Below are 14,218 nucleotides of genomic sequence, written 5' to 3' on the forward strand. Positions count from 1 at the left end.
TGGCGCCGTGAAGATCGATTTTTAGCCTACCACCTTTCGTGGGCCCGTCCACGCTGCACCATTCCTAGAGCCGGATAGCATGTCACAGGATAAAGGCGATGTCGGCGCGCCCGGCCTGCAGTTGCGAAAGGCCGATATCTGGCAGATCGTCCGCTTCCTGGCGGTCGGCGTGCTCAATACGGCGTTCGGATACGTAGTCTTCGCGGCCGGAATCCTCGCGGGCCTGTCGAGCGGGATCGCGCTGGCGATCGCGATGGTGATCGGCGTGATCTTCAATTTTTTCACCTTGGGCCGCCTGGTATTCGATAGCCGCGATCCGACGCGCTTGCCGCGTTTCGTGGGGGTATATGCGCTGACCTATATCGTGAACCTGATGCTGCTGAGGCTGTGGGAAGGGGCAGGCGTCGGCCCGTTGGTGGCGCAGCTCGCATGCTTGCCGGTGACGGTCAGCCTGACCTTCGTGCTGATGCGTTTCCTGGTGTTCCGGTGAGCGGGGTTATCCGCGACACCGCGCCGGCGTCCACGCGGCAGACGTGGCTTGCGGGCGGCTGGCTGATGGTGGCGCTGCTCGCGTTGCGCGCGGCTATCCTGCTACTCGGTCCCGGCGTCCTGAACGGTGACGGTTTCCTGTATGTAAGCGCTGCCCAGCACCTCCTGCAACACGGCCAGATGCCACCGGCCACCGCGCAGTCGCGATCCTTTTCCGTCGTCCTGGCGCCGGTGATCGCGTTCCTGGGGCACGACGCGATCTGGAATCCGGTGCCGTTCAGACGGTTGGGACAGCCCATCGCCGACGCGATGCACGTCGTGCAAATTGCGTTTGACGTGGCGCTCGTGGCATTGCTGATGCACTTCTATCGCCAGGTCGGCCCGCGCAATCGCTGGGCCTATCTCATCGGTATGGGGGTGATCGCGCTTCAGCCGATTACCGCATCCTGGACCAATTTCGTCGTTCCCGACTCGCTGGCGACGTTCGGACTGTTCGTCGGGTTGTATCTGCTGGCGGCGGCGGCGATCGACGGGGCGGTGTGGCGTCTTGCCCTTGGCGGGCTGCTGGCGGGAGTAGCCGCTTTCTTGCGGATCGACCTTCTGCCGTTACTCGTCCTGTTGCTCGTGCCGTGGTGCTTGCTGCTGGTGCGCCGTGGAGGGCGCAAGGTGATCGCCGGGACCGCGCTCGCGCTCGCGTTATTTGCCGCTCCAATCCTGGGCATGATGGCGCTGCAATATGCCAGCCAAGGCGAACCCCGGTATGTGAATTCGGGCGCCAAGGATAATCCGAATAACGCCCGGCCCGGCTATTTTACCTGGACCCGCGCCTGGCTGCTTACACCAGGTGAATTTCACGATTTCGCCTTTGCCGAGGGCAATGCGGGCTGGCATGGGTTCGCCGTGGAGAATTATCCAGCGCGCGCCTTTGCCGACACTGCCGGTCGCGCCGACATCGCTGCGGCGCTCCAGGCATGGCAGACGGGCGGCTACACGCCGGCGGTGGACGCACGTTTTGCGGCGGCTGCCGAGCAGTTGCGTGCGGCGCGGCCGCTCCAGGCGTTCGTCACCGCACCGGCCGCGCGGACGGTGCAATTGTGGGGCAGCGCGGATGGCGGCGCCGCGCTCACTACTATCTTCGGCCTGTCACCCCCGCCTCTCGTGTCGCGATTGGTGGCGGCCACCGTCGTGCTCCTCAAGATCGTCTTGATCCTTTTTACGCTGATCGGGTCGTGGGCACTCGCTCGGCAGGTCGTCGCGTCGCGCTTCGCCCTCAGCGCCGTTCTCGATTGGCCGCAGGCCCTTGGCATTCTGTCGCTGGCGGCGTTGCTCGGCCGGGCGGCCGAAATGTTGGTCCTTAACCTAATCTATGCCAGCGCGGTGATGGAATCGCGCTATGTGATCGAGACATGGCCGTGCCTGATCGTGCTGGCCGCGCTGGGCTATCGCGCGACAATCGCGCGGTTCTCGCGCGACGCCGCGACGCCCGCCGTCGTGGTGCCGCCGAGTAGCGAAGCGAACGGTTCCTTCGGAGTTGCCCGATGACGTCGATTCCGATGAACGATCTGCGCCGGCGCTATGCGCGTCACGAGGCGGAGCTGTCGTCGGTCGCGCTCGACGTGCTCGCGTCGGGCTATTGGATCAACGGGCCCCGCACCGCCGCCTTCTGCCGCGACTTCGCCGCAGCGACCGGTGTCGCGCATTGCGTCGGCGTGGCGAATGGCAGCGATGCGTTGGAGATCGCGTTGCGCTGCCTGGTCACCAATCCGGCGCGGCGCGAGGTAGTGACCGTTGCCAATGCCGGTGGTTACACGACAACGGCCTGCCGGCTGATCGGGTTGACGCCGGTCTATGTCGATATCGAGGAGCGGTCCCAGCTGATCGATATCGACCATGCCGTGGCAGGGGTCGGGCCGGCGACGGGCGCGGTCGTCGTCACACATCTTTACGGCGGCCTGGTCGATGTCCCCGCCTTGCGCGCCGCGTTGGATACCGCCGGGCATGCCGATGTGCCGGTCATCGAGGATTGCGCCCAAGCGCACGGCCTGCGCGGCTGCGGGGCTGGAGCGGGCGCATTCGGCGAGCTGGCGACGTTCAGCTTCTACCCGACCAAGAATCTCGGCGCGCTTGGCGATGGCGGGGCGATCGTAACCGGCGATGCCGAGCTGGCCGCCCGGGTCGCGCAATTGCGCATGTACGGCTGGGGCGGCAAATACGACGTGGTGACCGCCGGCGGTCGCAACTCGCGGCTCGACGAGCTGCAGGCGGCGTTGCTGTCGGCGCTGCTCCCTCATGTCGACGCCGACAATGAGCGGCGGCGGGAGATCATCGCTCGCTACGCGGCGGCGGCCGTCGCCGGCACCGCGATCGTGTCGAGCCCGCACGGAACCGTCGGTCACCTTGCCGTAATGCTCACCGACGATCGCGATCGCCTGGAAACGCATCTCAGGGAACGGGGCGTGTCGACCGACATCCATTTTCCAATTCTCGACTGCGACCAAACCGGTTGGGCGACCGGCGACCAGCGGATCGGTCCAGGAGGGCTAGATATCAGCCGTAGGTCCGTCAAGCGCATCCTGAGCGTGCCGTGCTTCCCGGAAATGACCGACGACGAAGTCGCACAGGTGTGCGACGCCCTAAGGTCCTATTCGGCATGAGCTCGGTTCGCGCTGCTGACGACGCCTCGGGGATCGCGGCACCGTCGCGCTCGCTGATTATCCCCGTCTATCTCAATGAGCTCAACATCCCGCCGCTGCTGGTGGCGCTGACCGAATTGCATCGCACGCTCGACGGCGATCTCGAGGTTGTCTTCGTCATCGACGGTTCGCCCGACGCTTCGGGCGAAGTGCTGGCCCGCGCGCAAGCGGGCCTGTCTTTTCCCTCGCGCATCGTCTTCCACAGCCGCAATTTTGGGTCGTTCACCGCGATCCGGACTGGGCTCGAACACGCGTCGGGACGGCTGTTCGCCGTGATGGCGGCCGATCTTCAGGAACCCCCCGAACTGATCGCGCGATTCTTCGCGACGCTGGAAGCCGACGAATGCGACATCGTGTTCGGCCAGCGCGTTAAACGCAACGATGCGCCGCTGCGCGACGCATTGTCGCGCACCTTCTGGTGGCTGTATCGCAAGCTGGTGATCTCGGGCGTGCCGCGCGGCGGCGTAGACATTTTCGCGTGCAACCTTGCCGCACGCGAAGAACTGCTCGCCATCGAGGAGCCTAACAGTTCGCTGATCGCGCAATTGTTCTGGATCGGCTTTCGTCGGTCATTCGTCACCTATGAGCGCCGCCCGCGCGAGATCGGCACTAGCGCGTGGGGGGTTGGTCGCCGGCTGCGCTACATGATGGACAGCATCTTCTCGTTCACCGACTTGCCGCTCATCCTGGTCCTGTGGGTCGGCGTTGTCGGAGTGCTGATCAGCCTGGTATTCGGCATCGGCGTGGCGATCGCGCGATTGACGGGAGAAATCACCGAACCGGGCTACACGACGCTGGCCCTGCTGATAACGTTCTTCGGATCGGCGATCCTGGCCGTGCAGGGGATCATCGGGTCCTATCTATGGCGGACGTTCGAGAACACCAAGCGCCGGCCGCTGCGCATTGTTGCGCGAATCGTCGATGGCGGCGGGAAAGAACTATGACCAGCGATACGCCTCTTTTCGTCCATTCTGCCGGCCTGTGCGAGAGCAGGAATGTGGGCAGCGGCACGCGCGTCTGGGCGTTCGCGCACATATTGCCCGGGGCCAAGATCGGCCGTGACTGTAACGTCTGCGACCATGTTTTCATCGAGAATGACGTCGTCGTCGGCGATGCCGTGACGATAAAGTGCGGCGTTCAACTGTGGGACGGGCTGAGGGTCGGCGACAACGTGTTCATCGGCCCCAACGCGACTTTCACCAACGACCTTCACCCAAGATCGAAGCAATATCCCGAGGCATTCGTGGAGACGGTAATCGAGGACGGCGCGTCAATCGGTGCCAATGCGACGATCCTTCCCGGTATCCGAATCGGCCGCGGCGCGATGGTCGGGGCAGGGGCCGTGGTGACGCGGGACGTTCCGGCGCATGCGACGGTGGTCGGCAATCCCGCGAGAGTGGTCAAACGGGGCGAGGTACAACCCGCTTCCGATACGATAATGCCCGGCGACGCAGTGGGTCAGGCGATCGGGTCGCGGCTCGATCTTCCGGTGAAGGGTTGCTTTATCGAACGGTTGCCGCATTTCGTCGATCCGCGCGGTAGTCTGGTGCCGTTCGAGGCGGGCAAAGGCGTGCCGTTCGCTCCGCAGCGGATATTCCTGGTCCACAACGTCCCCGGCGACGGCGTGCGTGGCGAGCATGCGCACCGCGCCTGCGAGCAATTCCTGATCGCCGCGCATGGCGCGCTGTCGGTGTCGATCGACGATGGCGGGACCCGTGCCGAGATCCGTCTCGAGGACCCGACCATCGGCCTGTACCTCGCGCCGATGACATGGGGGACGCAATACGATTTCAGCGCTGACGGCGTGCTGCTGGTCGCGGCATCACACGGCTATGACGCCGAAGATTACATCCGCGACCACGACCTTTTCAGGAGCGAAGTGGCGGAACGCTGAGCGCTCAATACCCCAGCATCAGATCGACCACGTTCTCCATTGGCCGACCGTTCACGAACGCGTCGAGGTTGCGCAGGAACAAAGCGGCGGCGCGCGGGAACATCTTGGTCTGGCTGCGGCCCGACAGATGCATCGTGACCATGCAATTGGGCGCCGACCACAAGGGATGATCGGCGGGCAGCGGCTCGGGATGCGTGGGATCAAGGAACGCGCCGGCGATTTTGCGTCCGTGAAGTGCGGCGAGCAGTGCCTCCTCGTCGATCATGTCGCCGCGCGCGATATTGATCAGCCAGGCCGACGGCTTCATTCGCGCGAGTTCGGCGGCGCCGACCATCGCCTTGGTTTCGTCGGTCGATGGCGCGGCGAGGATCACCCAGTCGAAGTCGCCGAGCCTCTCCTGCCATTGGTCGGGCGTCAGCGTGCCGTCGCGGCCGGATCGGGTGACGCCGGTGATCTCGACGCCGAACGCCTCCAGCCGCGTCGCGATCAATTTGCCGATCGCGCCCATGCCGACGATCAGCGCGCGGGTATCAAACAACTCGACCTTGCCCGGGGCGTCCTTCGGCCATTCGTGGCGATCATGTGCACGGACCACCTCGTCGAAGCGCTTGGCGGCGACGAGCACGCCCATTACGGCATATTCGGCGACCGTGATGGCGTTGATCCCGACGCCGTTGGTCAGCATCGTGCCGCGCTCTCGCATCAGGTCGAGCGGGAAAGCGTCGAGCCCGGCATAGATGGTCGATACCCATTTGAGCCGCTCGCCTTTGCGGATCGCTTCCGCGGTCAGGCTGGTCGGCTGCATGTCGGCCCAGGCGATGTCAGCATCGGCGATCATCGCATTGGCCTCGGCCGGTGTTGCGAACCACGCAACGTCCAGCCCGGCCGGCAAGTGCGGCTCGAGCAGCGGGCGCGCCAGCGCGGGCAAAAGGGCCTTCACGCCATCAGAACCAAGACTGATTGCCCTGGACGTACTTGCGTTGAAACTCGGCATCGTCAGTCACGAGATAGATGATGAATTCGATGAACGCGATCAGCCCCATGATCATCGGCGGGATGAACAGCAAGATGCAGCCGACGGTCGACAGCAGGAGCATCGTCACCCCGGCGCCGGTCTTGTTGAGATAGAATTTGTGGGCGCCGAATGCGCCGAGGAAGAAAGCGAGCAAGGCGGCGGCGATCTTGTCCTTGTGCCCTGGCGTACCGGCCGCGCCGGCCGCGGCGCCCTGCAGCACATAGATATTCCCGGCATTGCCCATATTGGCTTCGAAATCGACCAATTGCCCGCGCGCGGGCCAATAGGTTTCGCGCCAATCTGGCCGGGTAAAGGTGTAGCGCTGACCGTCGTCGCCGGAGATCTGTCCCTGGCTGGCCGTATTATCCCATCCCAATACGCGTCCGTGCATTTCACTCCCCCTATTCTATCCTTCGGCGCCGGAGCTTAGCCACCTGGCGCGGGCTTTCAAGCGAGCGTCGGTCGCCAGTCCCAGCCGAGCGGGTCGCCGTCCATCACTTCGACCCCGCGAGCGGCGAGCTCGTCGCGAATCGCGTCGGAGCGGGCGAAGTCCTTGGCCGCGCGCGCGTCGCGGCGTTCGGCGAGCCGCGCGGCGATGTCGGCCTCGGTCACGGTTGCGGTGGCTGGTCGCACGCGCAGGTCTTCGCGCCTGAGGCCGGCAAGATCGAGCCCCAGTACCGCATCGAAATCGGCGAGCGCGGCGAGGCGATCGGCCGGTGCGACTTTCTTGTCGCCGAGCAAGTCGTCGAGCACGACCAAGGCCTTGGGCGTGTTGAGGTCGTCCGACACCGCCTGGTCGAGCCGCTCGCGATAAGCCAATGCCGACCCCGCCGAGGGCGTGGGCGGGCGGTCGCGAAGCTGGCCGACGGTGATCGCCAGCCGCTTGAGCCGGGTGAGTGCCGCGGCGAGATTCTCCTCGCTGAACTCGAGTTCGGAGCGGTAATGCGCCGACAGGCACATCAGCCGATAGGCGAGCGGATGGACGCCGGCGTCGATCAGCTTTTGCAGCGTGCGGAAGTCGCCCGACGACTTGGACATCTTGCCGGCACGCTCGACCAGGAAATTGTTGTGCATCCACCAGCGCGCGCCGGTGTCGTCACAATCGCAATAGGCCTGGTTCTGCGCGATCTCATTGGGATGGTGGATCTCGCGATGGTCGATCCCCCCGGTATGGATGTCGAATGGCGAGCCCAGATATTTCTCACTCATCACCGAACATTCGAGATGCCAGCCCGGTGCGCCGCGGCCCCAGGGCGAATCCCATTCCATCTGGCGGTTCTCGCCCGGCGCCGACGCGCGCCAGATCGCGAAGTCCTGCGGGTGGCGCTTGCCCTCGACCGTTTCGATCCGACCCTCTCGGACATCATCCTGCGCGCCGGCAAGCCGACCGTAATCGGGCACCGTCGAGACGTCGAAATAGAGACCGCTATCGAGCTGATAGCAATGTTTGGGGGCGATCTTCTCGCCGTACGCGATCATCTCCTGGATGTGGTCGGTGGCGACCGACCAGCGCGACGGCTCGCGGATGTTGAGGTCCTTGAGATTCTGTTTGAACGCCGCGGTGTAATGCGCGGCGATATCCCAGATGCTCGTCGCGTTCTTGCGTGCCGCGGCTTCCATCTTGTCGTCGCCGGCATCGGCGTCGCTGGTCAGATGGCCGACATCGGTGATGTTGATGACGTGCGTCAGGGGGAAACCCTTCCACGTCAGCACGCGGCTTAGCGTGTCGGTGAAGACATAAGCGCGCAGATTGCCGATATGCGCGTAATTATAGACCGTCGGCCCGCACGAATAGACGCGGACGTTCGCGGGATCGATCGGCTCGAAACGCTCGAGCGAGCGCGACAGGCTGTTGTAGAGGGTGAGCGGGGCGCCATGCGACATGCGCGGGGCTTAGCGGCGCGGGCAGAGGGCCGCAACCGGAGGGGCGTGGCACAGAGGGAAGTCCAACGGCCGCCGAGACCTCCCTCTCCAGAAACCGGTTGGCCATGGGGTGCTCAAACCGCGCGCCATGGCCAACCGACTGCCTAGCATGCCAACAGCGTCCGTCGAGGCGCCTACATCGGGTGCGTCGGCGCTGGCGTGCCGTCGGACCAGGTGCAGGCTCCCAGCAGGAGGACCGACAAAGGCGGGAGGGCAGCGGTTTCGGCCGCGTGATCCGGCGTCGCGAACCAGTAATTGCCGCCGAAGATCGGCGATCCAGCCGCGTTGGCGCCCCAATTGTTGCCATCCTTGAACGGGATGAAGAACATGACGTGCGGCATGTCGTGATCTCCCTCATCGGACAGGTAAGAGGATTTCGACATCATGTACGACATCGCGCCCGGCGCCAGCGGCGGAATCTCCTTGGTGCGTAGCGCGGTCTTGATGCGCTCCATGATCTCCGCATCGGTCCGGCCGGCAAGCGTCATGGCGGTGCGCAGTTTGGCGAGCGGCGCCATCGACTGCGCCGCCTGCGGGTTCTGGCATTCGGCGGCGCGGATCTTCGGGTTCCACCGTTCGGGCCAATCCGGCGCGCCGCTGAAACCGCGGGACACCATGCAGACGAAGCCGTTGCTGCCCGTGACGGCGGTTTCATAGCCGGTGCGGGTGAGGACCAGGATGGTGGCGTGTCTGGAAATGGACACGGGCGCGGCGCTTCTTGCCAGCGCGATTTCCTGGCCGCGGTCCATCATGTAGGCGCCGACAGGAGCCATGCGGGGATAGGATGCGGTCTGATCCGCGGCGCTGCCGGCCGATATGGCGAACAAGGCGGGCGCGGTAACCATCAGCCTGGCGGAAAGCTTGGCCAGCAACCTCGCCGTCCTGTTCCATGCCGCACGGAAGGAGCTTTCATTGCCGCCAGCGCTTTTCGGGAACCTCATTGCACGCATCGTCCTGCCTCCTCGTTGACGCCGTCTCTTGGGGAGCGGCATTCGAACGACGAGTGAAGGAGTCGAAAATCGACATCGGCGCGAATTTTTTTCTGCGGCCGAAGCGTGCCAGGAATCTTCATATTATCCCGCCGACCAAACGGGGACGTTGCTAGACCGACGGGCGCGGCCAGCTTTCCGAGTCTCGGATCAGATCGAGCTCGCGGCTGACGATCGATTGCAACCGCTCGCACAGGGGAAGATAATCGCGCCCGCGCAGTGCCTCCATCACGATCGACTGGCACAGGCCACCGCCCAGCGTCAGGATCAGATCGGCCAGTTCCGCGCGCGCGGCCTCACGGTCGGCGCCCGGTGCCCATGCCGTCAACGCCGCCACCAGCGCGCTCTTCACGCTCGCGCTGATGTCTTCCTGCAGCCGCGCGACGCGGGGATTGCGCGACGATTCGGCCATGATTTCGGGCATCAGCCGATAGCCTTCGACGTCCTCGTCATACGTCACGAAGGCCAGAATCCACTGGCGGATCGCCGCCATGTCGCCGGCATCGATCGCGCGTTGCAGCGTGGCTTCGTCGAGGAATTGCGAGAGGTCGCGAAAGGCGATCGCGGCGATGATATCCTCTTTCGAGGAGAAATCGCGATAGATCTGGCCGACCTTGATTCCCGAGGCGACGGCGATCTGGGCCACGCCCGTTCCGTGGAATCCATTCTGGATGAAGAGGCGGCGCGACGTGTCGAGAATGTGCTGTCGGCGCTCCGCCGCCCGTCCGGCGGGGAGGGTTGGCAACAGCCCCCAACAGTCTAACATCGTCGACATTCCTCAATCCTTGGCTTGACTTGTATCAGTTGTTCGCAGTAGCAGCATTTCTGTGAGTGAGCGTTCACTCACATATCATAGCCCGGCGAGATTAGCATGTCATTTCTTCGTAACGCGCTTCCCGCGCTTGCTCTCGTGTCGCTTGCCGCCTGCGGGCAGGGCGGGCAACAGCCGCCGGGCCCAGGCGCGCCGCCGGTCGGATATGTGATCGTGAAGGAGCAGCCGGTGACGCTGACCACCGAGCTTCCCGGCCGGACCACGGCCTACGAAACCTCCGACGTGCGGCCGCAGGTCAACGGAATCATCCTCGCCCGGTTGTTCCAGGAAGGCGACATGGTCGCCAAGGGTCAGGCGCTCTACCGGATCGACCCCGCGCCCTATCAGGCTCAAGTGGCGAATGCGCGGGCAGCGCTGGCCCGGGCCCAGGCGGCGATCGCGTCGAGCGCGGCGCTCGCGCGTCGTTATGGCGAGCTCGTCAAGATCAATGCGATTTCACGCCAGGATTACGAGAATGCGCTGACCAGTGCCGAACAGGCGCGCGCCGATGTCGCCGCCCAGCAGGCCGCGCTGCGCAGCGCCACGATCGATCTTGGCCGCACCACCATTCGCGCGCCGATCAGCGGGCGGATCGGCCGATCGGTCTACACCATTGGTGCGCTGGTCACCGCGTCGCAGGCGAATGCGCTGACCACGATCCAGCGGCTCGATCCAATGTATGTCGACATCCAGCAATCGAGCTCCGACCTGCTCAAGCTCAGGCAGCAGATCCTGTCGGGCCAGGTGGCGAGCGAAGGACTGGCGCGCGTCAAATTGAAGCTGGAGGACGGGTCGACCTACGGACCCGAAGGCACGCTGCGGTTCGCCGACGTCACGGTCGATCCCAATACGGGGTCGCAGACGATCCGCGCGCAATTCGCCAATCCCAACGGGCTGTTGCAGCCGGGCATGTATGTCCGCGCGCAACTGGCGCAGGGAACGCAGCTTCAGGGCATGCTGGTGCCGCAGCGCGGGGTCGGCCGTGACGAGCGCGGCAACGCGACCGCGCTGGTCGTTGGTCAGGGCAACAAGGTCGAGCCGCGGGTGATCAAGACCGAGCGTGTCGTCGGCGATGCCTGGCTGGTCACCAGCGGACTCAAACCCGGCGACAAGGTGATCGTCGAAGGCGCGATGATGCTGCGCCCCGGCATGCCGGTCACGCCGCAGCCATGGAATCCAAACGCCAAGCCCGCTGCGCCGCAGCAGCCGGGCCAGGCTCAGGCGAAGTAACCGTCCATGTCACGTTTCTTCATCGACCGGCCGATCTTCGCCTGGGTGATCGCGATCGTCCTGATGCTGGCCGGCGTCATCGCGATCCGCTCATTGCCGATCGCGCAATTTCCGAGCATCGCGCCGCCCTCGATCTCGATCACCGCGACCTATCCGGGTGCGGACGCGCAGACGCTCGAGAATACGACGACCCAGATCATCGAGCAGCAGATGAAGGGGTTGGACCACCTTCGCTACTTCTCGTCCTCGTCCTCGTCGGCCGGCACCGTGACCATCACGCTGACCTTCGAACAGGGTACCAACCCGGACATCGCGCAGGTCCAGGTCCAGAACAAGCTGCAGGCGGCAACGCCGCTCCTTCCGCAGGAAGTTCAGCAGCAGGGCATCCAGGTCGCCAAGGCGACCCAGAATTTCCTGATGTTCATCGGTCTCTATTCGGAAAATGGCGCGCATGACGGCAAGGACCTTGCCGATATCGTCGCCTCGAAGGTGCAGGATCCGCTCAGCCGGGTTAACGGCGTCGGCGATACGCAATTGTTCGGCTCGCAATATGCGATGCGCATCTGGGTCGATCCGCTCAAGCTCAACAATTACGCGCTGACGATGACCGACGTGATGACCGCGGTCCGCGCGCAGAACGCGCAGGTCTCGGCCGGCCAGGTCGGCGGGTTGCCGGCGCCCAAGGAGCAGATGCTCAACGCGACCGTTTCGGTGCAGTCCCGCCTGAACACGCCCGAGCAATTCGCGCAGATCCGGCTGAAGAGCGGCGCCGATGGCTCGGTGGTGCGGCTGGGCGACGTCGCGCGGGTCGAACTGGGCGCGGAGAATTACGGCTTCAACGCGGAATATAATGGCAAGCCGGCGACCGGTATCGGCATCAAGCTGGCGCCGGGCGCCAATGCGCTGAGCACGGTGACCGCCGTCAAGGAGCAGGTCGATGCCGTCGCCAAGCAATTCCCGTCCGACGTCAAGGTCATCTACCCCTATGACACCACGCCGTTCGTGCGTCTGTCGGTGGAGCATGTCGTCGAGACGCTGATCGAGGCGGTCGTCCTCGTCTTCCTGGTGATGTTCCTGTTCCTCCAGAACTTCCGGGCCACATTGATCCCGACGATCGCCGTTCCGGTGGTGCTGCTGGGGACGTTCGGGGTGATGGCGCTGACCGGGTTCAGCATCAACACGCTGACCCTGTTTGGCATGGTGCTGGCGATCGGCCTGTTGGTCGACGACGCGATCGTCGTGGTCGAGAATGTCGAACGCCTGATCACCACCGAGGGATTGAGTCCCAAGGACGCCGCGCGCAAGTCGATGGATGAGATCAGCAGCGCGCTGGTCGGGATCGGCCTGGTCCTGTCGGCGGTGTTCCTGCCGATGGCGTTCTTTGGCGGATCGACCGGCGTGATCTATCGCCAATTCTCGCTCACGATCGTGTCGGCGATGGCGTTGTCGGTGATGGTCGCGTTGATCCTGACGCCCGCTCTCTGCGCCACCATTTTGAAGCCGCATGATCCGAACAAGGAAAAGGGCAATGGCCTGCTGGCGCGCTTCTTCCGTTGGTTCAACGACAAGTTCGAACGTGGCCAGGTCCGATACGAAAAAGGTGTGCGGTCGACCGCGCGCAGCTGGAAGCGCTCGATCCTGATCTACGCCTTGGTCGTAATCGGCATGGGGCTGCTGTTCTGGCGTTTGCCGACCGGCTTCCTGCCCGATGAAGATCAGGGCTATGTCATTGCCATTGTCCAGGGGCCGTCGGGTGCCACCGCCAGCCGCACCGCCAAGGGGCTGGATCTTGTCCGGGATCATTTCCTGCAGGAGGAGAAGGCGAACGTCGACGGCGTCTTCACTGTCAATGGATTCAGCTTCGCGGGCGCCGGCCAGAATAGCGGCATCGCCTGGATTCCGCTCAAGCCCTGGTCGGAACGCAAGGGCGGTCAGAACAGCGCGGCGGCTATCTCCGGCCGGGCGATGGGGACCTTTTCGCAATATAAGGACGGTCTGATCTTCGCGGTCGTGCCGCCCGCGGTCTCCGAACTCGGCAATGCGACCGGCTTTGATCTGCAATTGGTCGATACCGGCGCGATTGGACATGATCGGCTGATCCAGGCCCGCAACATGATGCTGGGCATGGCGTCTCAGGACAAAAGTCTGGTCGGCGTGCGGCCAAACTCGCTGGAGGACGCACCGCAGCTCAAGGTCGATATCGATCAGGATAAGGCGCGCGCGCTCGGGCTCGATCTCGGCGACGTGAACTCCACCATGGCCGCGGCGTGGGGCGGCTCTTATATCAACGACTTCATCGACCGCGGCCGCGTCAAGCGCGTCTACATTCAGGCCGACGAACCGTATCGGCTCAAACCCGATGATATCGGCAGCTTCTACGTGCGCTCGAGCAATGGTCAGATGGCGCCCTATACCGCTTTCTCGACGCTGAGCTGGGCGCAGGCCCCGGTGCAGCTGACTCGCTATAACGGCCAGCCGGCGATCGAAATCCAGGGGGCGCCCGCGCCAGGCGTGGCGTCCGGAGCCGCGATGAAGGCGATGGAGGATATCCACGCCAAACTCCCACCCGGCACCGCGCTCGAATGGACAGGCCTGTCCTATGAGGAGCGGTTGTCCGGCGGACAGGCGCCCGCACTCTATGGGCTGTCGCTGCTGATCGTGTTCCTGTGCCTCGCCGCGCTTTATGAAAGCTGGTCGGTACCGATCTCGGTCCTGCTGGTCGTTCCGCTGGGCGTTGTCGGCGCCTTGCTTGCCGCGACCGCAACCGGGCTCAACAACGACATCTATCTTCAGGTCGGGTTGATCACGACGATCGGCGTGTCGGCGAAGAACGCGATCCTGATCGTCGAGTTCGCCGAGGAGAAGATGCGCGACGGGCTCAATGCGTTCGAGGCAGCGGTCGCGGCGGCCAAGCTGCGCCTGCGTCCGATCCTGATGACCAGCTTCGCCTTCATCTTCGGCGTGTTCCCGCTGGCGATCGCGGCGGGCGCGGGGGCGGGCGGGCAGCACGCCATCGGCCGCGCGGTCGTGGGCGGCATGCTGTCGGCCACCATCCTCGCCATCTTCTTCGTGCCGATGTTCTTCGTCGTGGTGCTGCGCCTGTTCGGCCGGCACGGCGAGCGCGATGCATCGACCGACCGTGATACCGATGCGGCCGCGCCGCAGGGAGCCTGA

12 protein-coding genes are annotated in these 14,218 nt (G+C 64.5%); 7 read left to right on the top strand and 5 right to left on the bottom strand.

Annotated features, from left to right (window positions below):
* Positions 1-79 precede the first annotated feature (79 nt).
* Genes AC1DSD_RS01530 through AC1DSD_RS01550 form a run of 5 tightly spaced genes read left to right on the top strand, consistent with a single transcriptional unit; the run spans position 80 to position 5,076 of the window.
* Complete coding sequence (locus tag AC1DSD_RS01530; protein ID WP_478027906.1) at positions 80-490, top strand: GtrA family protein; 411 nt, start codon at positions 80-82, stop codon at positions 488-490.
* A complete protein-coding gene (locus AC1DSD_RS01535; RefSeq protein ID WP_478027908.1) occupies positions 487-2,031 on the top strand; it encodes a hypothetical protein in 1,545 nt (514 codons plus the stop codon). Before AC1DSD_RS01530 ends, AC1DSD_RS01535 begins: the two co-directional genes overlap by 4 nt.
* Positions 2,028-3,143 (top strand): DegT/DnrJ/EryC1/StrS family aminotransferase, encoded by a 1,116-nt coding sequence (locus AC1DSD_RS01540; protein ID WP_478027910.1) that lies wholly within the window; start codon positions 2,028-2,030, stop codon positions 3,141-3,143. The genes AC1DSD_RS01535 and AC1DSD_RS01540 overlap by 4 nt, the downstream gene beginning before the upstream one ends.
* Entirely contained in the window at positions 3,140-4,126 is a 987-nt protein-coding gene (locus tag AC1DSD_RS01545; protein WP_478027912.1) for a glycosyltransferase family 2 protein, read from the top strand. Before AC1DSD_RS01540 ends, AC1DSD_RS01545 begins: the two co-directional genes overlap by 4 nt.
* Positions 4,123-5,076 (top strand): WxcM-like domain-containing protein, encoded by a 954-nt coding sequence (locus AC1DSD_RS01550; protein ID WP_478027914.1) that lies wholly within the window; start codon positions 4,123-4,125, stop codon positions 5,074-5,076. The genes AC1DSD_RS01545 and AC1DSD_RS01550 overlap by 4 nt, the downstream gene beginning before the upstream one ends.
* Positions 5,077-5,080: 4 nt before the next feature.
* On the opposite strand, the gene AC1DSD_RS01555 is transcribed toward AC1DSD_RS01550, so the two are convergent.
* The 5 genes from AC1DSD_RS01555 to AC1DSD_RS01575 form a co-directional block, all read right to left on the bottom strand.
* On the bottom strand, positions 5,081-6,016 hold the full coding sequence (locus AC1DSD_RS01555) for a D-2-hydroxyacid dehydrogenase (protein ID WP_478027916.1): 936 nt from the start codon (positions 6,014-6,016) through the stop codon (positions 5,081-5,083).
* A gap of 4 nt (positions 6,017-6,020) precedes the next feature.
* A complete protein-coding gene (locus AC1DSD_RS01560) occupies positions 6,021-6,482 on the bottom strand; it encodes a TM2 domain-containing protein (RefSeq protein ID WP_478027918.1) in 462 nt (153 codons plus the stop codon).
* A 56-nt stretch (positions 6,483-6,538) separates the two neighbouring features.
* On the bottom strand, positions 6,539-7,975 hold the full coding sequence (gene cysS, locus AC1DSD_RS01565; RefSeq protein WP_478027920.1) for a cysteine--tRNA ligase: 1,437 nt from the start codon (positions 7,973-7,975) through the stop codon (positions 6,539-6,541).
* Positions 7,976-8,148: 173 nt separating this feature from the next.
* Positions 8,149-9,006, bottom strand: coding sequence for a hypothetical protein (locus tag AC1DSD_RS01570; protein ID WP_478027922.1), 858 nt, complete (start codon positions 9,004-9,006; stop codon positions 8,149-8,151).
* Positions 9,007-9,115: 109 nt separating this feature from the next.
* Positions 9,116-9,778 carry a TetR/AcrR family transcriptional regulator gene (locus tag AC1DSD_RS01575; RefSeq protein ID WP_478027924.1) on the bottom strand — a complete coding sequence of 221 codons (663 nt, stop codon included), beginning with the start codon at positions 9,776-9,778 and terminating at the stop codon, positions 9,116-9,118.
* Positions 9,779-9,874: 96 nt separating this feature from the next.
* Between AC1DSD_RS01575 and AC1DSD_RS01580 the strand changes: the two genes are divergently transcribed.
* Together AC1DSD_RS01580 and AC1DSD_RS01585 are read left to right on the top strand one after the other, a co-directional pair.
* Entirely contained in the window at positions 9,875-11,044 is a 1,170-nt protein-coding gene (locus AC1DSD_RS01580; protein ID WP_478027926.1) for an efflux RND transporter periplasmic adaptor subunit, read from the top strand.
* A 6-nt stretch (positions 11,045-11,050) separates the two neighbouring features.
* Positions 11,051-14,218 (top strand): efflux RND transporter permease subunit, encoded by a 3,168-nt coding sequence (locus tag AC1DSD_RS01585; RefSeq protein WP_478027928.1) that lies wholly within the window; start codon positions 11,051-11,053, stop codon positions 14,216-14,218.

The sequence above is a fragment of the Sphingomonas sp. P4_D12 genome (assembly GCF_056401895.1).